The following is a 21,250-nucleotide window of genomic DNA, read 5'->3' as shown; positions in this document are numbered from 1 at the left end:
ATGAGCAACCAACGGCAATATCCACGGACGATGATGAAGTGCCGGATCAAGATCACCCATCCGGCGATCGGCTCGCTGACCGCCCAGACCCGGGACCTGTCCGATGGCGGCGTCTTCGTCGAACATCCTGACCTGGCCGCGCTGGCCGTCGGCGATGAGGTTACCGGGCAGGTGCAGGACATGCCGATCGAGGCGCCGGTCCTGCGTATGGTGATCCAGCGGGTGGTGCCAGGCCAAGGTGTAGGCCTGGCCTTTCTCGACGAGGCCTGATCAGCGCCGCCAGAACATCGGCGTCAGCAACACCAGCAGGGTGAAGACTTCCAGACGGCCCAGCAGCATGGCGAAGCTGAGAATCCATTTGACCGTCGCCGTCATGTCGCCGTAGTGCGCGGCCACGTCGCCCAGCCCCGGACCCAGGTTGTTCATGCAGGCGGTCAGCGCCGAGAAAGCGGTAACAAAGTCCAGGCCGGTGCCGAGCAGCAGCAGGAACAGCAGGGCGAAGGTGAACACATACACCGAGCAGAATCCCCATACCGCTTCCACTACCCGATCGCCCACCGGCTTGCTGCCCAGCTTGACCGGAAATACCCCGTTGGTATGCAGCAGCCGCTTGATCTCCCGCACGCCCTGCTTGAATACCAGCACCACGCGGATCACCTTCATGCCGCCACCGGTGGAACCGGCACAGGCGCCGACGAAGCTGGCATACAGCAGCATGAACGGCAGCACCGAGGGCCAGGAGGCGAAGTCGGTGACGGTGAAACCGGTGGTAGTGGCAATGGACACCGTCTGGAAAGCGGCAAAGCGCAGTGACGAAGCGACATCGTAGTATTGGGAGTAGCTCAGCAGCGCGGCGCTGATGACGAACAGTCCCAGCAGGATCAGCAGATAGGTCCGGCACTCGGGATCCTGCCAGTAGCTGCGGATCGAGCGAAAACGCCAGGCGGTGAAGTGCAGGGCGAAATTGATCCCCGAGATGACCATAAACAGCACGCAGATCAGCTCGATGAGCGGACTATCGTAATAACCGATACTGGCATCGTGGGTAGAGAAGCCGCCGATGGCCACTGTCGAAAAGCTGTGGCCAATAGCATCGAACAACGACATTCCGGCCAACCAGTAGGCGCCGGCACAGGCCAGCGTCAGACCGGTGTAGATGAACCAGAGCACCTTGGCGGTTTCGGCTATGCGCGGGGTCAGCTTGTTTTCCTTCAGCGGGCCAGGCATTTCGGCGCGATACAGCTGCATGCCGCCGACGCCCAGCAGCGGCAGGATGGCGACCGCCAGCACGATGATGCCCATGCCGCCGAACCATTGCAGCTGCTGTCGATAGAACAGCAAGGAGCGTGGCAGGGTATCCAGCCCGGTAATCACCGTGGCGCCGGTGGTGGTCAGCCCGGAAAAGGATTCGAACACCGCATCGGCTACCGTCAGATCGGGCAACTCCAGCAGGTACAGCGGCACCGCCCCGAACAACCCCAGTACCAGCCAGAACAGCACGGTGATCAGGTAGCCATCGCGGGTACGCAATTCGTTGCGCCGGTGGCGCACTGGCAACCACACCAGCAGGCCGATGACCAGAGTGATGGCAAAGCCAACCAGGAACGCCTCCCGCGCATGCTCGCCATAATGGAAGCCGACCGCGGCGGCCGGCAGCATGCTGGTGGAAAACAGCATCAGCAGGATGCCGAGGATGCGCTGGATCTGGGAATACTGCATGCGCTCGCTTACCTGTGCCGAGTCAGAGGAAGGTCAGCCCGACCTGGAACAACCGCTCGACATCGCGGATGTGCTTCTTGTCGATAACGAACAGGATCACATGATCCTCGGATTCGATCACCGTGGCGTCGTGGGCAATCAGTACCTCCTCCTTGCGCACCACCGCGCCGATGGTGGTGCCCGGCGGCAATCTGATCTCGCTGATTGCCTTGCCCACCACCTTGGAGGAGCGGGCGTCACCATGGGCGACCACTTCGATGGCTTCCGCTGCGCCGCGGCGCAGCGAGTAGACATTGACGATATCGCCGCGACGAACGTGCGTCAGCAATGTGCCGATGGTGGTCTGCGAAGGTGAGATGGCGATATCGATCTGGCCGCCCTGCACCAGATCCACATAAGCCGGATTGTTGATCAGCGCCATCACCTTGCGTGCCCCGAGCCGCTTGGCCAGCATCGAAGACATGATGTTGGCCTCATCGTCGTTGGTCACCGCACAGAAGATATCGACTTCCTCGATATTCTCCTCCACCAGCAGCTCCTGGTCTGAGGCGCTGCCATACAGCACGATAGCCTTTTCCAGGTTTTGCGACAGGTAATCGGCGCGGGCCCGGTTGTTCTCGATGATTTTCACCCGGTAACGGGTTTCGATGGCCTCGGCCAGGCGTTCGCCGATGTTGCCGCCACCTGCGATCATGATGGTCTTGTGGCTCTTTTCAACTCGGCGCAGTTCACTCATCACCGCGCGGATATCCTGCGAGGCGGCAAGGAAGAACACCTCGTCATCGGCTTCGATGACGGTATCCCCCTGGGGGGTGATTGGCCGGTCGCGGCGAAAGATGGCCGCCACCCGGGTATCCACATTGGGCATGTGCTGGCGCAGATAGCGCAGCTCCTGGCCCACCAAAGGGCCGCCGTAATAGGCCCGCACTGCCACCAGCTGCACCTTGCCGCCGGCAAAATCCAGTACCTGCAGCGCGCCGGGATTCTGAATCAGCCGCTTGATATAAGTGGTGACGGCCTGCTCGGGACTGATCAGCACGTCGATGGGAATGGCTTCGTTCTGGAACAGCTCACCGCGGATGAGGTACGCCGACTCGCGGATGCGGGCAATCTTGGTCGGGGTACGAAACAGGGTGTAGGCCACCTGGCAGGCAATCATGTTGGTTTCGTCACTGCTGGTGACGGCGATCAGCATGTCCGCATCATCAGCCCCCGCCTGGCGCATGACGGTCGGCAGCGAGCCGCGTCCCTGCACCGTGCGGATATCCAGGCGATCGCCCAGAGCGCGCAGACGTACCGTGTCGGTATCCACCACCGTGATGTCGTTGGCTTCGCTGGCCAGTTCAGCGGCCAGGCTGCTGCCGACCTGACCCGCACCGAGAATGATGATCTTCATGGCTAGTCCCTGCTGTCGGGCCCAGTGTAGCTGCTGGCCGGTGCGTTATTGGCGATTTTCAACAATTTGGCCAGATAGAAACCATCGTGGCCATCCGGCTGGGGCAGCAACTGCCGTCCGCAGGGCTGCTCGAGACCGTAAGGGCCCGCAATGGGAAGTTGGCGGGCGCCTGATTGGCGGGCCAGAAAGGCGTCGATCACCTGGGTATTCTCCTGTGGCAATACCGAGCAGGTGGCATAGACCAGAATGCCGCCGACCGCCAGGGTGCGCCATACCTGATCGAGCAGTTCGCCCTGCAGCGCGGCCAGTGCGGCGATGTCGTCCGGCTGGCGGGTCAGCTTGATATCGGGATGGCGACGGATCACGCCGGTGGCCGAGCAGGGCGCATCCAGCAGAATGCGATCGAAGGGCTGCCCGTCCCACCAGGCGTTCAGATCGCGCCCATCGGCCGCCTTGAGAGTTGCACTCAGGCCCAGGCGCTGCAGATTGTCTCGCACCCGTTCGAGCCGGGCCGGCTCCAGATCCAGCGCTACGACTTCCTGCAGCCCGGGCTGCAATTCGAGAATATGGCAGGTCTTGCCACCGGGGGCGCAGCAGGCGTCCAGTACCCGCTGGCCGGGCAGCAGCTCCAGCAGCGGCGCCGCCAGTTGGGCCGCCTCGTCCTGCACGCTGGCCGCGCCGGTGGCAAAACCGGGCAGCTGCTGCACATCACAGGCCTGAGCCAGAGTTACCCCGTCGGCGCTGAATGGGCAGGGCGTGGCCGCGATGGCGGCCTGCTGCAACTCTTGCAAATAGGCATCGCGGCTGGTCTGCCGCCGATTGACCCGTAGGGTCATCGGTGGGTGCAGATTATTGGCCGCACAGAGCGCTTCCCAGTGCTGTGGCCAGACCTGCTTGAAGGTCTTCTGCAGCCACCGCGGATGGGAGACGCGAATCACCGGGTCGTGCTCCAGTTCTGTCAGCAGGGCGACACCCTCGCGCTGGGTACGACGCAGTACGGCATTGAGCATGCCCTTGGCCCAGGTTTTCTTCAGGGTGACGGCCAGCTGCACGGTCTCGGCAATGGCTGCATGGGGTGGCACCCGGGTGTACAGCAACTGGTACATGCCGATCAGCAGCAGGGCATGCAGGTCGCGGTCGGCGGCTTTCAGCGGTTTCTGCAACAGATGACCGGCCAGGCCGTCGAGGCGCTGAAACCAGCGCGCGGTACCCAGCGCCAGTTCCCGGGCCAGGGCATGGTCACGCGGCACTACCTGCTTGAGCTGTGCCGGCAGGCTGCTGCCCAGTGATGCCTTGCCGGCCATCACGGTAGCCAGCGCATTGGCCGCGGCCAGGCGCGGACTCATTGACCGTTGGCCAGCAACTGGCCTGGGGCGAACTGCTCGCGCCGGGCGTTGTACAGATCGGCAAAGGCCAGCGGCTTGCCACCGGGCAGTTGCAGCCGGGTCAGGCGCAGGGCACCGTCACCGCAGGCGACCAACAGGCCCTGCTTGCTGCAATCGAGAATTTCGCCGGGCTGGCCGGTACCGGCTTCCGGCTGGGCCGCCCAGACTTTCAGCGGCTGATCCTGCCAGCGGGCATGGGCCAGCGGCCAGGGATTGAAGGCGCGGATCAGGCGATCCAGTTCGGTCGCCGGGCGGGCCCAGTCGATGCGCGCATCGGTCTTGCCGAGCTTGTGTGCGTAGGTAGCGAGGTCATCATCCTGCACCTCGCCGTCCAGCGTCCCGGCGGCCAGGCCATCGATGGCCTGCAATACCGCCTGTGGCCCCAGCTCGGCGAGGCGGTCGTGCAGACTGCCGCCGGTATCCGCGGCGCTGATTGGTGTGTTCACCTTAAGCAGCATCGGCCCGGTATCCAGCCCCGCCTCCATGCGCATCACGGTTACGCCGCTGGTGTTGTCACCGGCTTCGATGGCCCGCTGAATGGGCGCGGCACCGCGCCAGCGTGGCAGCAGCGAAGCATGGCTGTTGATGCAGCCCAGCCGCGGGATGTCCAGTACCGCCTGGGGCAGGATCAAGCCGTAGGCGACGACGATCAGCAGATCCGGCTGCAGCGCGGCCAGTTCGGCCTGGGCCTCGGGCGCACGCAGGGAAACCGGCTGGTACACCGGCAGCTCATGTTTGAGCGCCAGCGTTTTGACTGCGCTCATGGCCAGCTTCTGACCGCGCCCGGCCGGCCGATCCGGCTGGCTGTAGACGGCGATGATATTCAGGCCGGCTTGCAGCAGTGCCTGCAGATGGGCGGCGGCAAATTCCGGGGTGCCGGCGAAAACGATGCGAAGATCAGAGCTGTTCATGAAATGGCCTTGTTGGCTCGGCAAGCGCTACCGAGGGATCATCCGGGTAAAGAAAAGGCTTGCCGGAGCAAGCCTTCTGACCTGAAGGGCTCAGGCGTTGGCCTGCGCCTTGTGCAGCTTCTCCAGTTTCTTGCGGATGCGGTCACGCTTGAGGTTGGACAGATAATCCACGAACAGCTTGCCATTCAGGTGATCGCATTCATGCTGGATGCAGACCGCCAGCAGGCCTTCACAAACGATGTCGAAGGCTTGGCCGTCACGGTCCAGCGCCTTGACCCGGACGCGCTCGGGGCGGGTGACCGTCTCGTAGAAACCGGGTACCGAGAGGCAACCTTCCTGCATCTCTTCGAGATCCTCGGTCAGTGGCTCCAGCTCCGGATTGATGAAAACCCGCGGTTCGCTGCGGTCTTCCGAGAGATCGATGACGATGACGCGTTCATGCACGTTGACCTGTGTCGCAGCCAGTCCAATCCCTGGGGCTTCATACATGGTTTCAAACATGTCATCGACCAGTTGCCGGATGCGCTCATCAACAACGTCGACCGGCTTGGCGATGGTACGCAGCCGGGGATCGGGAAATTCTAAAATATTCAATATGGCCATGTCGGTTTGTGATGCACGTTGTAGAACTGTTTCGTAAGGTGCTGCTAATATGCACGCAGCTTGGAAGTATAGCTGGTTCACGTGCCGGAGAAGGCGCGGGACCTTGGGTGCTGGCCTCTATAATAAAGGGATTCATGTCATGAGGAAAACATTACTCGGCCTGTTGCTGCTCTCGATGAGCATTCTGGTGCAGGCCCAGGAGTCGGTGTTCAGGGAAAACCACCCCGAGCGTTACCAGGTAGTCAGAGGCGATACCCTATGGGATATTGCTGGTCGGTTTCTCAATCTGCCCTGGAAGTGGCCGGAAATCTGGCACGCCAACCCGCAGATCAACAACCCCCACCTCATCTACCCCGGCGACATCATATCGCTGGTGTACATTGATGGCCAGCCACGGCTGATGGTTGACCGCGGCCAGGGTGGTACCATCAAGCTGTCGCCTACCGTGCGGTCCTCGGCTGTGGCCGAAGCCATTCCGACCATTCCGCTGGAAGCCATCAACGCGTTCCTGAATGCCGGACGCATCATGGATGACGCCGAGCAGCTGGAAGCCGCGCCCTATGTCATCGGCGGTGAAGCGGAAAGCGTGGTAGCCGGTGCCGGCAATCGCGTCTATGCCCGTGGTGATATAGATGAAACCATCCCCGCCTTCGGCCTTTATCGCCGTGGCAAGGCCTATACCGATCCGCAGAGTGGCGACTTCCTCGGCATCCACGCCCAGGAAATCGGTAACGCCGACGTGCTCGCCACCGAGCGCGACATCACCACGCTGATGGTTACCCGCAGCCGCCAGGAAGTGCGCATCGGTGACCGCCTGCTGGAGACCGAAGAGCGGGCTGTGGCCTCCACCTTCTTCCCCAGCGACCCGGAAGATGAAATCGATGGCCTGATTCTCGACGTGCCCAACGGTGTGACCCAGATTGGCCAGTATGACGTGGTCATTCTCAACAAGGGTGCCCGCGACAATCTGCAGGAAGGCAACGTATTGGCGATCTACAAGACCGGCGAAGTGGTTCGCGACCGGGTGCAGAACGAGCGGGTGCAACTGCCCGACGAGCGCGCCGGCCTGTTGATGGTATTCCGCGTCTATGACCGCATGAGCTACGGCATCGTGCTCAACGCCCAGCGCCAGCTGGCAATCATGGACAAGATCCGCAATCCCTGATGATCACCCCCCCGCCCGTTTTCGGGCGGGGGGGTGTGCCGTTCTCAGCCCTTCATTCGTTCCGCAGAAGGCTGATTCCATGCCCCTCGATCTGACCGACCGCCGGCAAGCCTGGCTGGCCCTGAGCATGCTCGGGCTGGGCCCTGCCGCGCGGCGCGAGTTGCTCGACCAGAATCCCGACCCCATCCGGATATTCGGCGCTGATGTGCTGACCCTCGGTAGCCTGGGGCTGAATCGGCGCACCCAGAACGCCATCCTGCAATGCCAGCAGGGCGATAGTCCGATACTGGAGCGTGTTGAGCAGAGCCTGCAGTGGCTAGAGCAACCGGGCTGCCATCTGCTGACCTTCGACGACCCGGCTTACCCGCCGCTACTGCGGGAAATCACCGATCCGCCGCTGGTGCTGTTCGTGCAGGGCGAGCCGGCGCTGCTGGCGGACCCGCAACTGGCCATGGTCGGCACCCGCCATCCCGGCCCGCAGGGTGCCGCCACCGCCCGGGCTTTTGCCCACAGCCTCGCCGACAGCGGCCTGGTCATCACCAGCGGCATGGCGCTGGGCATCGACGGCGCAGCTCACCAGGGCGCGCTGGATGCCGGTGGGCAGACTATCGCGGTATGGGGCACGGGGCTGGATAATTGCTATCCACGGCGACATCGCCGGCTGGCCGATGCGATTGTCGCCGCCGGCGGCGCGCTGGTTTCCGAACAGCCCCCGCGCACCGCCCCGCATGCCGGTCTGTTTCCTCTGCGCAACCGCATTATCAGTGGCCTGAGTATGGGCACTCTGGTGGTCGAGGCCAGCCTCAACAGCGGCTCACTGATCACTGCCCGGCTGGCCATGGAGCAGAATCGCGAGGTGTTCGCCATGCCGGGCTCGATCCACAATCCGCAGGCCCGCGGTTGCCATCGCCTGCTGCGCGATGGTGCCACCCTGGTGGAAACCACCGCTGATATCCTCAGCGTGTTGCACCTGCCGCTGCGCGACGCCATTGCCGCAGCGGACGAACCGCCCGTCACCGAGCACATCCGGCATCCCTTGTGGCGCTGGATCGGCCATGATCCGGTAACGGCTGATTGGCTGGCCGGACAAAGCAACCTGCCGGTTCACCAGGTGCTGCAGGGGCTGATGGAGCTTGAATTGAGCGGCCATGTGCAACACACGCCCCACGGTTATTCCCGCAGTGGCCAGCTGACCGGCACTCGCTGAGTGCAATACTTCCTTGAGCCCGGCCGCTGGCTCGGCTAATGTCGCCTCTCGCAAATCAAAGAGGTGGACTATGCTGGCGGGTTGGCGGTTGGGGCAGATACGAAGGGTGCTGCAGGCTGGAGGGGTGATCGCCTATCCAACCGAGGCGGTCTGGGGGTTGGGCTGCAATCCGTGGAAAGCCGAGGCGGTGGAGCGGTTGCTGTGGCTCAAGCAGCGGCCGGTGGAAAAGGGCCTGATTCTGGTCGCCGGCAGTGCCGAGCAGTTCGAATTCCTGCTGTGGGATCTGCCGCACAGTCAGTTGGCCAAACTGCAATTGTCCTGGCCCGGACCGAATACCTGGCTGGTTCCGCACCAGGGCCGTCTGCCGCCATGGATTACCGGTAACCATGCCACCGTCGCCCTGCGCGTCAGCGACCATCCGCTGATTCGTCAGCTGACGGCCGCGGCCGGCCCGCTGGTCTCCACCTCAGCCAATCCCGCCGGCCGGCCGGCGGCCCGCACACGCCTGCGCGTAGAGCAGTATTTCCATGATCGCCTGGACGATATCGTGCCTGGTGCTTTGGGTGCGCAGCGCAATCCCAGTATCATCAGGGATCTGCAAACCGATACCGTCATCCGCTCAGCCTGAGAGAGTCACTGATGAATACGATTCCCGATGCTACCGATGTGGCTGCCGTCAAAGATTATCTGATGAACCTGCAGGATCGCATCTGCGCGGCACTGGAGCAGGCTGACAGCCGTGGCCGGTTCGTCGAGGACAGCTGGGAGCGCCCCGGTGGCGGCGGTGGCCGTTCGCGGATTATGGAAAACGGCGCGCTGCTGGAAAAGGGCGGCGTCGGTTTCTCCCATGTTTTTGGCGACGGCATGCCGCCATCGGCCACGGCCCATCGGCCGGAGCTGGCTGGGCGCAGCTTCCAGGCCATGGGCGTATCCCTGGTGATGCACCCAGACAACCCCCATGTGCCCACGTCCCACGCCAACGTGCGCTTTTTCATTGCCGAGAAGGAAGGCGCCGAGCCGGTCTGGTGGTTCGGCGGCGGTTTCGATCTGACGCCCTATTACGCCAGCGAGGAAGACTGCATCCATTGGCATCGCATCGCCCGCGATGCCTGCGCGCCCTTCGGTGATGAGGTCTATCCGCGTTACAAGAAGTGGTGCGATGACTACTTTTATCTGCGCCACCGCAACGAAGCCCGGGGCATCGGCGGGTTATTCTTCGATGACCTCAACGAATGGGGGTTCGAGCGCTGCTTTGAGTTCATGCGCGCCATCGGCGATGCCTATCTCGAAGCCTACCTGCCGATCATCGAGCGCCGTCGTCATACCGCCTGGACCGAACAGCAGAAGGCCTTCCAGGAATATCGTCGCGGCCGTTACGTCGAATTCAACCTGGTCTGGGACCGGGGCACGCTGTTCGGCCTGCAGTCGGGTGGGCGCACCGAGTCGATTCTCATGTCGCTGCCGCCAACCGTGCGCTGGGGCTATAACTGGGAGCCCGAGCCGGGCAGTGCCGAAGCGCGCCTGCTGACCGAGTTTCTGCCGCCGCGCGACTGGCTGAAGGGGGCGAACTGATGGACCGCTATGCCGTGATCGGCAACCCGATCGCCCACAGTAAGTCGCCGCCGATCCACGGCCTGTTCGCCCGGCAGACCGGCGAGCAGCTGCAGTACGAGGCGCTGTTGGCGCCGCTGGATGATTTCGCCGGCACTCTGCGGGATTTTCTGCAAGAGGGTCGTGGCGTCAATGTGACCGTCCCCTTCAAGGAACAGGCCTGGGCGCTGGTCGATAGCCGCACGCCGGCAGCCGAACGGGCCGGTGCGGTGAATACCATTCAGCGTCTGGACGACGGCAGCCTGCTGGGCGACAACACCGATGGCAAGGGTCTGGTGCGGGATATTCAGCATAACGCCGGGTTGCCGCTGGCCGGCAAGCGGATCTTGCTGATTGGCGCCGGTGGTGCCGCGCGGGGCGTTATCCAGCCGCTGCTCGAAGCCGGGCCGGCGCAGCTGTGCGTGGTCAACCGTACGGTGGAGAAGGCCGAACAGCTGGCCATGCTATTCAAGGACCAGGGTCCGATCAGCGCGGCCGGCTTCGACTGGCTGGAGGAATCGGTGGACCTGATCATAAATGCCACCTCCGCCAGCCTGGATGGCCAGCTACCGCCGCTGCCCCCCAGCCTGATCCGTCCGGGGCACACCTGGTGCTACGACATGATGTATGCCAGTGAGGCGACGGTCTTCAATCGCTGGGCCGACGAGCAGGGTGCAGCGCGCTGCATCGACGGCCTGGGCATGCTGGTGGAACAGGCCGCAGAAGCCTTTTTCCTGTGGCGCGGTGTGCGCCCTGACACCGCCCCGGTGCTGGCCTCGCTGCGGCAGCGCGGCTGAGCATCAACTGTTGCTTACGCCCGGCGCGGTATCAGCAGTGACAGCATGAACAGCCCTGCTGCGCTTACCACGATCGACGGCCCGGCCGGCGTATCCAGGTTCCACGACAACGCCAGCCCGCCGAGCACTGCAACACAACCCAGACAACTGGCACCAACCGCCATCTGTTCCGGCGTGCGTGCGTGGCGCTGAGCGGCGGCCGGCGGGATGATCAACAACGAAGTGATCAACAGCACGCCCACCACCTTCATCGCCACCGCGATGACGATGGCGATCAACAGCATCAATGCCAGGCGAATGCCGCTGACCGGCAGGCCTTCGACCCGCGCCAGCTCCTCGTGTACGGTTACCGACAGCAATGGCCGCCACAACCAGGCCAGCAACACCATGACGACCACCAGCCCGCCGAGCATCCAGTTCAGATCCGCCGAGGTGATCGCCAACAAGTCGCCAAACAGGTAGGCCAGCAGGTCTACTCGCACATTGTCGGTCAGCGCCAGCACCACGATACCCAGTGACAGGGTGCTGTGGGCCAGGATCCCCAGCAGGGTGTCACTGGCCAGCCATTTGCGGTTCTGCATGGCCACCAGCAATACTGCCAGCAATACGCATCCGGCCGTTACCGCCAGGGTCAGGTTGAGCTGCAGCAGTATGCCCAGCGCCACACCAAGCAAGGCGGAATGGGCCAGGGTGTCGCCGAAATAGGCCATGCGCCGCCACACCACGAAGGAGCCCAGCGGGCCCGCCACCAGCGCCAACCCGAGCCCCGCCAATAATGCATAGAAAAGAAAGTCAGGCATGTTTGCAGGTAGATCCGTCCGGATGATGATGGGGAGCGTCGATGACTTCGCCATGCATGTCATGGCTGTGGTCGTGGTGATGGTTGTAGACGGCCAGAGCGCTGGCCTGTTCGCCGAACAGGGCGACGAAGGCCGGGTCGGTACTGACCTGTTCCGGCCGGCCGGAACAGCAGACATGGCGGTTCAGGCACACCACCGTATTGGTTGTCGCCATCACCAGATGTAGATCATGGGAGACCATCAGCACCCCGCAGCCGTAACGATCGCGCAGTCGGGTGATCAACTGATACAGCTCGATCTGGCCATTTACATCCACTCCCTGCACCGGCTCATCCAGTACCAGCAGGTCAGGTTGGCGCAGCAGCGCACGGGCCAGCAGAATGCGTTGCTGCTCACCGCCAGATACCTGCTGCAGCGGGCGTTGCGCCAGGTGAGCTGCACCGACTTCTTCCAGCGCGGTCAGCGCAGCGGCGCGCTTGACGCCGGGCGCCAGCAACAGAAAGCGCAGCACCGTCAGCGGCAGGGTGGCATCGATCTGCAATTTCTGCGGCATATAGCCGATACGCAGACGCGGCTGACGCTGGAGCTTGCCACTGTCGGCCTTGAGCAGGCCGAGCACGATACGCACCAGGCTGGTCTTGCCGGCCCCATTGGGGCCAATCAGCGTGACGATCTCGCCACGACGTACCTGCAGGGAAATGTCTTCGAGAATGGCATTGCCATGCCGTTGCAGACCGATTCGGCTGAGACTGAGCAGCGTCTCGCTCATGCCGCCTCCCGGCACTGGCTGCACAGGCCGGCGATTTCCACGGTTTCCGCTTCCACAGAAAAATCCATCTGGTCTGCGACCTTGGCAATGGCCGGATGGATCAGCGACTGGTCCAGCTCGATGGCGACCCGACAATTGCGGCAAATGAGGAAGTGGCCCTGGTGGGTGTGTTCCGGGCTGGCGCAGCCGATAAAGGCGTTCAGTGACGCGATGCGGTGCACCAGTCCCTGCTCCTGCAGGAAGTCCAGGGCGCGGTAAACCGTTGGCGGTGCCGGGCGGCGGTCGTCCTCGCGCGCCAGGGTTTCCAGCAGATCATAGGCGCCCAGCGGTCGATGGCTTTGCCAGACCAGTTCCAGTACGCGCTTGCGCAGCGCGGTCAGTCTTGCCCCGGCCCGCTCGCAGACCTGCTCGGCGGCGCTCAGCGCATCGCTGACGCACTGGCTGTGGTCATGGGGACAGTGGGGGTGTTCCGGCAAAACGAATTTGTTCATGCGGGCCCTATAGCGAATTTGACGATGACTGTTATTATATAACAATTCTACGTCCGAGGTATGTCCGATGATCCTGCGTTTCCTGCTTGCCCTGGCCTGCGGGCTGAGCCTGTCTTTTCCCGTGACGGCTGCTACACCCAGCGTGCTTACCAGCGTCAAGCCGTTACAACTGATAGCCGCCGCTGTGCTGGACGGTATCGCCGAGCCTGAAGTGCTGCTGCCGCCAACGGCCTCGCCGCACAATTATGCTCTGCGTCCATCCGACCGACGGCAGATCGCCGCGGCCGACCGCCTTTACTGGGTGGGCCCGGAACTGGAGCGCTTTCTGCAGAATCTGCTCGACACTCAGTCCGCCGCCCGCCGGCTGGACCAGGTTCCCGGTCTGACCCTGCGCAGCTTTGATGGAGCGCAGCACGCCGACAACAATCATGACCATGACCATGGGGATCACCAACACGCGCCGGGGAGCCTGGACCCGCATATCTGGCTGTCCGCCGCTAACGCCAGCCAGATTGCCCGCTGGATGGCTGTCGATCTGGCGCAATTGTATCCTGAGCATGCCGATCGAATGCAGCGTAACGCAGCTGAGTTCAGCCAGCGGCTCGATCAGTTGCAGGCGCAGCTGCAACAACGCCTGCAGCCTCTGGCTGGCAAGCCCTATTTCGTTTTTCATGATGCCTATGGTTATCTGGAAGACAGCGTCGGTCTGCGGCCGCTCGGCGTATTCACCCTGTCGATGGAGCTGCAGCCCGGTGCTCGGCATCTGCATGAGCTGCGCCAACAGCTGGCCGCTGCCGGTCCGAGCTGTGTCTTCCGGGAACCGCAGTTCCCCGCCGAGCGTCTCGCCACCCTGAGCGCCGGCATGCCGGTACATGAGGCTGAACTGGACCCGATGGGGACCACTATTTCTGCGAGCTCCGGCAGCTACGAGCAACTGCTTGAATCCCTGGGCAATGCCCTGGCCGACTGTCTCGAAGCACTCTGATCCTGTTCCGGTCCTCCTGTCGCTCCGTTCTGCGCCCGGCTCAAGCTTCAGGCTAGCCGGGCCGATATAGAGGTATCCAAAGCACCCATGCTGAAAGCGAAGCATGGGGTGTTTTTCCGTATACACCTGCTGACAGGAAAAGGTGCATGATCAATTTGCGCAATATCTCGATTGCCGCCCGGTTGACTGGCGGCTTCGTTGCCATGGCTGTCGTCGTTCTGTTGTTGGGTTTCATGGCACTTCGCGAGACCAGCAGTATTCACGACCAGACGATAGAAATAGAGCAGGTATGGCTGCCCAACCTGCAGGAGCTGAACAGTCTCAACCAGAACTTCATGCGGTATCGGATATATGCCCTGCGCTCGCTGTTGTCCACCGACCCGCAGGACATCCGCCAACAACGCCAGCGTATGAGCACGCTGGAGCAGAACCTGATGGAGGCGGAGGCTGCTCTCGATCAGGCCATCACCTCACCTCATCCGCAGCGCATTTTCGATGATTATCATCAACAGCGGCTGAACTACATGACCGTGGCGGGTGAGATGGCCGTTGAGTTGGATGCCGGCAATCGCGAGCGGGCATTGCAGATACTCGACCAGCAACTCAACCCCATTGCCGATGCCGCCACCGCCCAACTGATTCAGCTGGAGACGTTGATTATTGCCGGCGCCAATACCGCCGCGGCGCAGTCTGAGCACAGTTATCAGTCCGCGATCCGTCAGGTCATCCTGGCCATTGTGATAGCCACGGCGTTGACGCTGCTGCTGGCCTGGCTGCTGACCCGCAGCATCATTGCGCCGATCCGGCAGGCGCTGCAAGTCAGTGAGGTGATAGCCACCGGCAACCTGACCCAGCAGATTCACGTGACCGGCCGTGACGAAGCGGCTCGACTGCTAAGGGCGCTGGCAGATATGCAGGGCAAGTTGCGCAACACCATCCAGGGTATCGCCAACTCTTCCTCGCAACTGGCCTCGGCCGCCGAGGAACTGAATGCGGTCACCGAAGATGCGACCCGCAGCCTGCAGCGACAAAATGATGAAATTCAGCAGGCAGCCACCGCAGTCAATGAAATGAGCGCAGCGGTGGAAGAAGTCGCCGGCAACGCCGTGCAGACCTCCGAGCAATCCCAGAGCACTGCGGCGAGCGCCAATCAGGGTGGTGAACAGATCGCCCAGACCCAGATCAGCATGCAGCAGCTGTCGGACAATATTCACTCCACGGCCAAGGAGGTCGAGGCGCTGGCCAGCCATGCGCAGCATATCAGCGGCGTGCTGGATGTGATTCGCGCCGTGGCCGAGCAGACCAATCTGCTGGCGCTGAATGCCGCCATCGAGGCGGCTCGCGCAGGTGAACATGGGCGGGGATTTGCGGTGGTGGCCGACGAGGTGCGTGCGCTGGCCCATCGTACTCAGCAGTCGACCGCAGAAATCGAGACGATGATCGGCAATATCCAGCAGGGCAGCGAGCGCACCGTGGCGGCCATGCAGATCAGCGATACCATGGCCGCCAGTACCCGGCAACAGTCGCAGCAGGCCGGTGATGCCTTCGCGCTGGTATCTGCTGCCGTCAGCCAGATCAATGAGCGCAACCTGGTTATTGCCAGCGCTGCCGAAGAGCAGGCCCAGGTGGCCAATGAGGTCGATCGCAATCTGGTGAATATCCGGGATCTGTCGACCCAGACAGCCGCTGGCGCTGAGCAGACCAGCGCTGCCAGTCGCGAGCTGTCACGCCTGGCAGTGGAACTCAACGAGCTGGTGACCCGCTTTCAGACCTGAGCGGCGGCTGGCGAAAGGCAAGCCGGGCGGCGCAAGCCCGCCCCGGCTTCAGGTCCCCTTGTTACCCAGAATGGCGGTGAGCAACCCGGGGAAGCGGCTGTCCATCTCTTCCCGGCGCAGGGAATTCATATGGCTGGTGCCTACGCCATAGGTGCAGACCAGGCCCGCGTCGCGAAGCACCCGGAAGTGGTGGGACATGCTCGATTTGGGCCGGCCACCGTCCAGTTCGCCGCAACTGGCCTCGGCTACCTGGGCCAGACGTTGCACGACTTCCAGACGCACCGGATCACTCAGCGCATAGAGCACACGCTCGAGTACGAACTGATCGGGAGCAGGATGTTTGAAAGGTCTCATGACAATAATTCTACCTTGGGGTTTGTCTTTGATCCATTGTTCGAATAAAATCGAACAACTCATCCCCATCACAGGAATTCTTCATGTCCGCGTTATTCCAGCCCTTCACCCTGAAGGACATCACCCTGCGCAATCGGATTGCCGTACCTCCCATGTGTCAGTACCGCGCCGTCGACGGACTGGTGAACGACTGGCATCTGCAGAACTATGCCGGCATGGCCCGCGGTGGCGCCGGCCTGGTCATTGTCGAAGCCACTGCCGTGGCGCCGGAAGGGCGCATCACTCCCGACTGCGCCGGCATCTGGAACGATGAATTGGCCCAGGCGTTCATTCCGACCGTCCGGGCAATCAAGCAGCACGGAGGCGTGCCGGGCATCCAGATCGCCCACGCCGGTCGCAAGGCCAGTGCCAACAATCCCTGGGAAGGGGACGACCACATCGCCAACGACGACCCGCGCGGCTGGCAGACCATCGCGCCCTCCCCCATTGCCTTTGGCGCAAACCTGAGCAAGCAGCCGCAGGAAATGACCCTGGACGATATCGCCCGGGTACGTGATGACTTCGTCGCTGCTGCCCGGCGCGCGCTGGAAGTCGGTTTCGAGTGGCTTGAGCTGCACTTTGCCCATGGCTATCTGGCGCAGAGCTTCTTCTCCGAGCATTCCAATCAGCGCACCGATGCCTATGGCGGCAACTACGAGAACCGCAGTCGTTTCCTGCGTGAAACCTTCGCTGCGGTGCGCGAGGTATGGCCAGCGCATCTGCCACTGACCATGCGCTTTGGCGTGCTGGAATTCGATGGCAACGACGAGCAGACCCTGACCGAGTCCATCGACCTGACCCGCCGCTTCAAGGAAGGTGGACTGGATCTGCTGAGCGTCAGCATCGGCTTCAACATTCCCGAGGCACGGATTCCCTGGGCGCCAGCCTTTATGGGCCCCATCGCCGAGCGGGTACGCCGCGAAGCGGGGATCCCGGTTGCCTCGGCCTGGGGCTTCGGTGAGCCGCATATTGCGGAAAAGGCGGTACAGGATGGCCAACTGGACCTGGTCATGGTCGGCAAGGCACATCTGGCCAACCCGCACTGGGCCTACTACGCCGCCCGGGAATTGAAGATCGAAAAGGCCTCCTGGGCAACCTTGCCCGCGCCCTATGCCCATTGGCTGGCGCGATACTGAGCCGCTGACCGGTGTCGAGATGGAACTCGACACCCTATGGTTTCAGAAGGCGTGGTTACAGCGCCAATGGCAACCCCACCGCAATAGTCCCATGCGCCTCCAGCAGCCGCTGGAAATGCGCCGGCTCCTTGATCAGCACACCGCTGTGTTCGGCATGGTGGTCGGCGGCCAGCTGCCGTGATAGCCAGAAGCGCAGCGCCGCCAGGCGTAGCAGGTCAGGCCAGTGTTCCGCTTCCAAGGGGGTAAAGCGTCGGTGGCTGGCATAACCGGCCAGTAGCGCTTCGGTGCGCCGTTCGTCCAGGCCGCCCTCGTCTGCCAGGCACCAGTCATTCACGCAGATGGCGACGTCATACAGCGTCCAGCCGCTGAAGGCATTGTAGAAATCGATGATGCCGGTCAGGTGATGGCCATCGAACAGCACGTTATCGCGGAACAGGTCCCCATGCAGTACCGCCTCGGGCAGTATCGGTCGTTGCTGACGCAGCCGGTCCAATACCGGCAGCATGGCATGCAGCGTGGCGCGGGCCCGCGGCTCGCAGCGCTCAAGCAGCGCCCGGGTCTCGGTGGTCATCCACGCCAGTCCCCGATCGCTTGGGCGCAGCAGACCGCTGGTCGCCGTGGCATCATGCAGTCGCGCCAGCGTCTGGCCGACCGCCTGGCAATGGCTGGCATCCGGGGTATCGATATGCCGCCCCGGCAACCTTGGCTGCAACAATGCCGGTCGATCATTGAGACGATGCAGGGCGATAGCGCTGCGGTCGCGCAGGGCATAGGGCACCGGCAAGCCAGCCTGCTGCAGGCGGTCGAGCAACTGGATGAAAAACGGCAGTTCGGCGATCGGGCCACGTTCGACCAGGGTCAACACGTATTCGCCCCGCTCGGTGGCGACGAAGAAGTTGCTGTTCTCGGTGCCGCCGGCGATGCCGCTGTAATCGATCAGCCGGCCGAGCTCGAAGCGCTGCAGAAAGTCTTCCAGCTCAGGTCGCTCGACCGGAGTGAATACCGACATGTCAGCGCCTTACCACTCGAAGATCTTCCATGAGGGAATGCGCAGGCCGTTGGGGTTGTCGGCCCGGGTGAAGTTGCCATCATCGTCCACGGCGACCAGAAAATAGGGCGCACCGTTCTTCGGCGTGATCTTGATCGCATAGAGGAAGCCGTTCATGCGGTACTCCTCGATGGTCTTGTCGCCCTCCTGACGAATGGTCACATCCGGCTCGCCGGTGAGCGGCGGTTCTTGTGCCATTACGGCGAAACTGGCGATCAATGTCAGTGCAGCCAACCCGCGGCCAATCATGCGTGTCATGTTAACCTTGTCCTTTAGTGGAATGACGTTAAGGTCATTCTAGCCCCTTTTTCTTCTGGAACGCTGACCTGACGCATGACTGACTCCATTGCCCCGCTGATTCTCGTTGACGGCTCCTCCTATCTGTATCGGGCCTTCCACGCGTTGCCGCCGTTGACCACCTCCACCGGCAAGCCCACTGGCGCGGTCAAGGGCGTGCTCAATATGCTCAAGAGCCTGCGCAAACAGTACCCGGACAGCCCTTTTGCGGTGGTTTTCGATGCCAAGGGGCCGACCTTCCGTGATGCCTTGTTCGAGAATTACAAATCCCATCGCCCACCCATGCCCGACGATCTGCGCCTGCAGGTCGAGCCGCTGCATGCCAGCGTCAAGGCGCTCGGCCTGCCGCTGCTGTGTATCGATGGCGTCGAGGCCGACGATGTGATCGGTACCCTGGCCCGGCAGAGCGCCGCGCTGGGCTGTCCGGTAGTGATTTCCACGGGTGACAAGGACATGGCGCAGCTGGTCGACGACCACATCACCCTGGTCAATACCATGACCGGCACGGTGATGGATGCGGATGGCGTGCGTGAGAAGTTTGGTATCGGCCCCGAGCTGATCATCGATTACCTGGCGCTGATGGGCGACAAGGTAGACAACATCCCCGGCGTACCGGGGGTGGGCGAGAAAACCGCGTTGGGTCTGCTGACCGGCCTGGGCGGCGGCATGGATGTGATCTACGCCAACCTGGACAAAATTGCCGAGCTGCCGATCCGCGGTGCCAAGAAGCTGGCGGAGAAGATGCTCGAACATAAGGACATGGCCTATCTGTCCCACCAGTTGGCGACCATCAAGGTGGATGTGGAGCTGGACGTGCGGGTCGACGCCCTGCATCCGACCGAGCCCAACCGCGAAGCGCTGATCGAGCTGTATCGCAAGCTGGAATTCAAGAACTGGCTCGACGATCTGCTGCGCGAGGCGAAAGCTGCCGGCGAGGCGGTGGAGGCGCCGAACCAGGCGGAGGCGGTCGAGCCGGAATACGAGACCATTCTCGACCAGGCGCGCTTCGATATCTGGCTCAACCGGCTGCAGAACGCCACGCTGATCGCCTTCGATACCGAAACCACCAGCATCCATGCCCAGCAGGCGGACCTGGTCGGCATCTCCTTTGCGGTCAGCCCCCACGAAGCGGCTTATGTGCCACTGGCCCACAATTACATGGGTGTGCCTGACCAACTCGACCGCGACCAGGTGCTGGCGGCGCTCAAGCCCGTGCTGGAAGATCCGGGCAAGCGCAAGGTCGCGCAACATGCCAAGTACGACATGAACGTGCTGGCGCATTACGGTATCCAGGTGCAGGGCGTGGCGTTCGATACCATGCTCGAATCCTACGTGCTGGACTCCACGGCCACCCGCCACGATCTGGACAGCCTGGCGCTGAAATACCTGGGCACCGGCACCGTGCGGTTTGAGGATATTGCCGGCAAGGGCGCAAAACAGCTGACCTTCGACCAGATCGCGCTGGAACAGGCCGGCCCCTACGCCGCCGAAGACGCCGACCTGACCCTGCGCCTGCACCAGACCCTGTGGCAGAAGCTGCAGGGCATCACCTCCCTGGCCAAGGTACTGGAACAGATCGAGATGCCGTTGGTGCCGGTGCTGGCCCGCATCGAGCGCAGCGGCGCATTGGTCGATGCCAAGCTGCTGGGTATCCAGAGCCGCGAGCTGGGCGACAAGATGGTCGCGCTGGAGCGCCAGGCCTTCGAACTGGCCGGCGAGGAATTCAACCTCGGCTCGCCGAAGCAGCTATGTGCCATTCTTTACGAGAAGCAAGGCCTGCCGGTGATCTCCAAGACCGCCAAAGGCCAGCCATCCACTGCTGAATCGGTACTCGCCGAGCTGGCCGACCAGGGCTACGAGCTGCCCCAGGTGATCATGCAATACCGCACGGTGAGCAAGCTCAAGAGCACCTACACCGACCGCCTGCCGGAACAGATCAACCCGCGCACCGGGCGCATCCATACCAGTTATCACCAGGCGGTCACCGCGACCGGCCGGTTGTCCTCCTCCGACCCGAACCTGCAGAACATTCCGATCCGCAGCGCCGAGGGCCGGCGCATCCGCCAGGCCTTCATCGCACCGCCCGGCTACAAGATCATGGCCGCGGACTATTCGCAGATCGAGTTGCGCATCATGGCGCATCTGGCCCAGGACGAAGGCCTGCTGGATGCCTTTCGCAAGGGCCTGGACGTGCACCGGGCCACCGCGGCCGAAGTCTTCGGCGTGGCTCTGGATGAGGTCAGCAACGACCAGCGGCGCAGCGCCAAGGCGATCAACTTCGGACTGATCTACGGCATGAGCGCCTTCGGCCTGGCCAAGCAGATCGGTGTCGACCGCAAGCAGTCCCAGGATTATATCGACCGCTACTTCACCCGCTATCCCGGGGTGTTGCGCTACATGGAAGACACCCGCGCCCAGGCGGCGGAGAAGGGCTTCGTCGAAACCCTGTTCGGTCGGCGCCTGTACCTGCCGGAGATCCACTCGAAGAACCAGGCCATGCGCAAGGGTGCCGAGCGTACCGCGATCAACGCACCGATGCAGGGCACCGCCGCCGATATCATCAAACGCGCGATGATCGAGGTTGACCGCTGGTTGCAGAGCTCGGGGCTGGACGCCCGGGTGGTCATGCAGGTGCACGATGAACTGGTGCTGGAGGTCCGCGAGGATCTGCTCGACCAGGTCAGCGCCGGCCTGTGTGAACGGATGAGCGCCGCGGCTGAGCTGGACGTGCCGCTGCTGGTTGAAACCGGCATCGGCGACAACTGGGACGAGGCCCATTGACC

General features: G+C 62.8%; 21 protein-coding genes. 10 read left to right on the top strand and 11 right to left on the bottom strand.

Annotated features, from left to right (window positions below; translation table 11 throughout):
* Positions 1-270 carry a PilZ domain-containing protein gene (locus tag BM267_RS07355; protein ID WP_036991581.1) on the top strand — a complete coding sequence of 90 codons (270 nt, stop codon included), beginning with the start codon at positions 1-3 and terminating at the stop codon, positions 268-270.
* On the opposite strand, the gene BM267_RS07350 is transcribed toward BM267_RS07355, so the two are convergent.
* From BM267_RS07350 to def, 5 genes are all read right to left on the bottom strand, one after another.
* Complete coding sequence (locus BM267_RS07350; RefSeq protein WP_074779039.1) at positions 271-1,719, bottom strand: TrkH family potassium uptake protein; 1,449 nt, start codon at positions 1,717-1,719, stop codon at positions 271-273.
* A gap of 22 nt (positions 1,720-1,741) precedes the next feature.
* Positions 1,742-3,115 (bottom strand): Trk system potassium transporter TrkA, encoded by a 1,374-nt coding sequence (trkA, locus tag BM267_RS07345; RefSeq protein WP_036991578.1) that lies wholly within the window; start codon positions 3,113-3,115, stop codon positions 1,742-1,744.
* Positions 3,116-3,117: 2 nt separating this feature from the next.
* Positions 3,118-4,461, bottom strand: a complete 1,344-nt coding sequence (rsmB, locus tag BM267_RS07340) for a 16S rRNA (cytosine(967)-C(5))-methyltransferase RsmB (protein ID WP_074779041.1) — start codon at positions 4,459-4,461, stop codon at positions 3,118-3,120.
* Entirely contained in the window at positions 4,458-5,411 is a 954-nt protein-coding gene (gene fmt, locus BM267_RS07335) for a methionyl-tRNA formyltransferase (RefSeq protein WP_074779043.1), read from the bottom strand. The genes rsmB and fmt overlap by 4 nt, the downstream gene beginning before the upstream one ends.
* Positions 5,412-5,501: 90 nt before the next feature.
* Positions 5,502-6,014, bottom strand: a complete 513-nt coding sequence (def, locus tag BM267_RS07330; RefSeq protein ID WP_083392444.1) for a peptide deformylase — start codon at positions 6,012-6,014, stop codon at positions 5,502-5,504.
* Positions 6,015-6,153: 139 nt separating this feature from the next.
* Here def and BM267_RS07325 point away from each other — a divergent pair, with 139 nt between their 5' ends.
* From BM267_RS07325 to aroE, 5 genes are all read left to right on the top strand, one after another.
* Positions 6,154-7,179, top strand: a complete 1,026-nt coding sequence (locus BM267_RS07325) for a LysM peptidoglycan-binding domain-containing protein (protein ID WP_036992081.1) — start codon at positions 6,154-6,156, stop codon at positions 7,177-7,179.
* 79 nt (positions 7,180-7,258) lie between these two features.
* Entirely contained in the window at positions 7,259-8,386 is a 1,128-nt protein-coding gene (gene dprA, locus BM267_RS07320) for a DNA-processing protein DprA (protein ID WP_074779047.1), read from the top strand.
* A 70-nt stretch (positions 8,387-8,456) separates the two neighbouring features.
* Entirely contained in the window at positions 8,457-9,014 is a 558-nt protein-coding gene (locus BM267_RS07315; RefSeq protein ID WP_074779049.1) for an L-threonylcarbamoyladenylate synthase type 1 TsaC, read from the top strand.
* A gap of 11 nt (positions 9,015-9,025) precedes the next feature.
* Positions 9,026-9,958, top strand: a complete 933-nt coding sequence (gene hemF / locus BM267_RS07310) for an oxygen-dependent coproporphyrinogen oxidase (protein ID WP_074779051.1) — start codon at positions 9,026-9,028, stop codon at positions 9,956-9,958.
* The gene (aroE, locus tag BM267_RS07305; RefSeq protein ID WP_074779053.1) at positions 9,958-10,773 is read left to right on the top strand and encodes a shikimate dehydrogenase; all 816 of its coding nucleotides are present in this window, start codon (positions 9,958-9,960) and stop codon (positions 10,771-10,773) included. Before hemF ends, aroE begins: the two co-directional genes overlap by 1 nt.
* A gap of 14 nt (positions 10,774-10,787) precedes the next feature.
* Here the strand turns inward: aroE and znuB are convergent, their stop codons facing one another.
* The 3 genes from znuB to BM267_RS07290 are packed head-to-tail and all read right to left on the bottom strand — an operon-like array spanning position 10,788 to position 12,833.
* Positions 10,788-11,573 (bottom strand): zinc ABC transporter permease subunit ZnuB, encoded by a 786-nt coding sequence (znuB, locus tag BM267_RS07300; RefSeq protein WP_036991568.1) that lies wholly within the window; start codon positions 11,571-11,573, stop codon positions 10,788-10,790.
* Positions 11,566-12,342 carry a zinc ABC transporter ATP-binding protein ZnuC gene (gene znuC / locus BM267_RS07295; RefSeq protein ID WP_036991567.1) on the bottom strand — a complete coding sequence of 259 codons (777 nt, stop codon included), beginning with the start codon at positions 12,340-12,342 and terminating at the stop codon, positions 11,566-11,568. Before znuC ends, znuB begins: the two co-directional genes overlap by 8 nt.
* Entirely contained in the window at positions 12,339-12,833 is a 495-nt protein-coding gene (locus tag BM267_RS07290) for a Fur family transcriptional regulator (RefSeq protein ID WP_036991566.1), read from the bottom strand. Before BM267_RS07290 ends, znuC begins: the two co-directional genes overlap by 4 nt.
* A gap of 67 nt (positions 12,834-12,900) precedes the next feature.
* Here BM267_RS07290 and BM267_RS07285 point away from each other — a divergent pair, with 67 nt between their 5' ends.
* Entirely contained in the window at positions 12,901-13,818 is a 918-nt protein-coding gene (locus BM267_RS07285; protein WP_074779055.1) for a zinc ABC transporter substrate-binding protein ZnuA, read from the top strand.
* A gap of 146 nt (positions 13,819-13,964) precedes the next feature.
* Positions 13,965-15,593, top strand: coding sequence for a methyl-accepting chemotaxis protein (locus BM267_RS07280; protein WP_235818249.1), 1,629 nt, complete (start codon positions 13,965-13,967; stop codon positions 15,591-15,593).
* 48 nt (positions 15,594-15,641) lie between these two features.
* On the opposite strand, the gene BM267_RS07275 is transcribed toward BM267_RS07280, so the two are convergent.
* Positions 15,642-15,947, bottom strand: coding sequence for an ArsR/SmtB family transcription factor (locus tag BM267_RS07275; protein WP_036991565.1), 306 nt, complete (start codon positions 15,945-15,947; stop codon positions 15,642-15,644).
* A gap of 83 nt (positions 15,948-16,030) precedes the next feature.
* Here BM267_RS07275 and BM267_RS07270 point away from each other — a divergent pair, with 83 nt between their 5' ends.
* Entirely contained in the window at positions 16,031-17,122 is a 1,092-nt protein-coding gene (locus tag BM267_RS07270; protein ID WP_074779057.1) for an NADH:flavin oxidoreductase/NADH oxidase, read from the top strand.
* Positions 17,123-17,177: 55 nt separating this feature from the next.
* Here BM267_RS07270 and BM267_RS07265 read toward each other — a convergent pair whose 3' ends face one another.
* Positions 17,178-18,131, bottom strand: a complete 954-nt coding sequence (locus BM267_RS07265; protein WP_074779059.1) for a homoserine kinase — start codon at positions 18,129-18,131, stop codon at positions 17,178-17,180.
* A gap of 9 nt (positions 18,132-18,140) precedes the next feature.
* On the bottom strand, positions 18,141-18,428 hold the full coding sequence (locus tag BM267_RS07260) for a DUF2782 domain-containing protein (RefSeq protein WP_036991562.1): 288 nt from the start codon (positions 18,426-18,428) through the stop codon (positions 18,141-18,143).
* A gap of 75 nt (positions 18,429-18,503) precedes the next feature.
* Between BM267_RS07260 and polA the strand changes: the two genes are divergently transcribed.
* Positions 18,504-21,248 carry a DNA polymerase I gene (polA, locus tag BM267_RS07255; protein WP_074779061.1) on the top strand — a complete coding sequence of 915 codons (2,745 nt, stop codon included), beginning with the start codon at positions 18,504-18,506 and terminating at the stop codon, positions 21,246-21,248.
* The last annotated feature ends 2 nt before the right edge of the window (positions 21,249-21,250 follow it).

It is taken from the genome of Halopseudomonas bauzanensis, assembly GCF_900114735.1.
Taxonomy (GTDB): domain Bacteria; phylum Pseudomonadota; class Gammaproteobacteria; order Pseudomonadales; family Pseudomonadaceae; genus Halopseudomonas; species Halopseudomonas bauzanensis.
This window is presented reverse-complemented; position numbering and strand designations above follow the sequence as displayed.

Excerpts from the sequence above, each read along its gene's own strand:
- BM267_RS07355 (WP_036991581.1), top strand. The coding sequence starts at position 1 with ATGAGCAACCAACGGCAATATCCACGGACGATGATGAAGTGCCGGATC.
- BM267_RS07350 (WP_074779039.1), bottom strand. The coding sequence starts at position 1,719 with ATGCAGTATTCCCAGATCCAGCGCATCCTCGGCATCCTGCTGATGCTG.
- trkA (WP_036991578.1), bottom strand. The coding sequence starts at position 3,115 with ATGAAGATCATCATTCTCGGTGCGGGTCAGGTCGGCAGCAGCCTGGCC.
- rsmB (WP_074779041.1), bottom strand. The coding sequence starts at position 4,461 with ATGAGTCCGCGCCTGGCCGCGGCCAATGCGCTGGCTACCGTGATGGCC.
- fmt (WP_074779043.1), bottom strand. The coding sequence starts at position 5,411 with ATGAACAGCTCTGATCTTCGCATCGTTTTCGCCGGCACCCCGGAATTT.
- def (WP_083392444.1), bottom strand. The coding sequence starts at position 6,014 with ATGGCCATATTGAATATTTTAGAATTTCCCGATCCCCGGCTGCGTACC.
- BM267_RS07325 (WP_036992081.1), top strand. The coding sequence starts at position 6,154 with ATGAGGAAAACATTACTCGGCCTGTTGCTGCTCTCGATGAGCATTCTG.
- dprA (WP_074779047.1), top strand. The coding sequence starts at position 7,259 with ATGCCCCTCGATCTGACCGACCGCCGGCAAGCCTGGCTGGCCCTGAGC.
- BM267_RS07315 (WP_074779049.1), top strand. The coding sequence starts at position 8,457 with ATGCTGGCGGGTTGGCGGTTGGGGCAGATACGAAGGGTGCTGCAGGCT.
- hemF (WP_074779051.1), top strand. The coding sequence starts at position 9,026 with ATGAATACGATTCCCGATGCTACCGATGTGGCTGCCGTCAAAGATTAT.
- aroE (WP_074779053.1), top strand. The coding sequence starts at position 9,958 with ATGGACCGCTATGCCGTGATCGGCAACCCGATCGCCCACAGTAAGTCG.
- znuB (WP_036991568.1), bottom strand. The coding sequence starts at position 11,573 with ATGCCTGACTTTCTTTTCTATGCATTATTGGCGGGGCTCGGGTTGGCG.
- znuC (WP_036991567.1), bottom strand. The coding sequence starts at position 12,342 with ATGAGCGAGACGCTGCTCAGTCTCAGCCGAATCGGTCTGCAACGGCAT.
- BM267_RS07290 (WP_036991566.1), bottom strand. The coding sequence starts at position 12,833 with ATGAACAAATTCGTTTTGCCGGAACACCCCCACTGTCCCCATGACCAC.
- BM267_RS07285 (WP_074779055.1), top strand. The coding sequence starts at position 12,901 with ATGATCCTGCGTTTCCTGCTTGCCCTGGCCTGCGGGCTGAGCCTGTCT.
- BM267_RS07280 (WP_235818249.1), top strand. The coding sequence starts at position 13,965 with ATGATCAATTTGCGCAATATCTCGATTGCCGCCCGGTTGACTGGCGGC.
- BM267_RS07275 (WP_036991565.1), bottom strand. The coding sequence starts at position 15,947 with ATGAGACCTTTCAAACATCCTGCTCCCGATCAGTTCGTACTCGAGCGT.
- BM267_RS07270 (WP_074779057.1), top strand. The coding sequence starts at position 16,031 with ATGTCCGCGTTATTCCAGCCCTTCACCCTGAAGGACATCACCCTGCGC.
- BM267_RS07265 (WP_074779059.1), bottom strand. The coding sequence starts at position 18,131 with ATGTCGGTATTCACTCCGGTCGAGCGACCTGAGCTGGAAGACTTTCTG.
- BM267_RS07260 (WP_036991562.1), bottom strand. The coding sequence starts at position 18,428 with ATGACACGCATGATTGGCCGCGGGTTGGCTGCACTGACATTGATCGCC.
- polA (WP_074779061.1), top strand. The coding sequence starts at position 18,504 with ATGACTGACTCCATTGCCCCGCTGATTCTCGTTGACGGCTCCTCCTAT.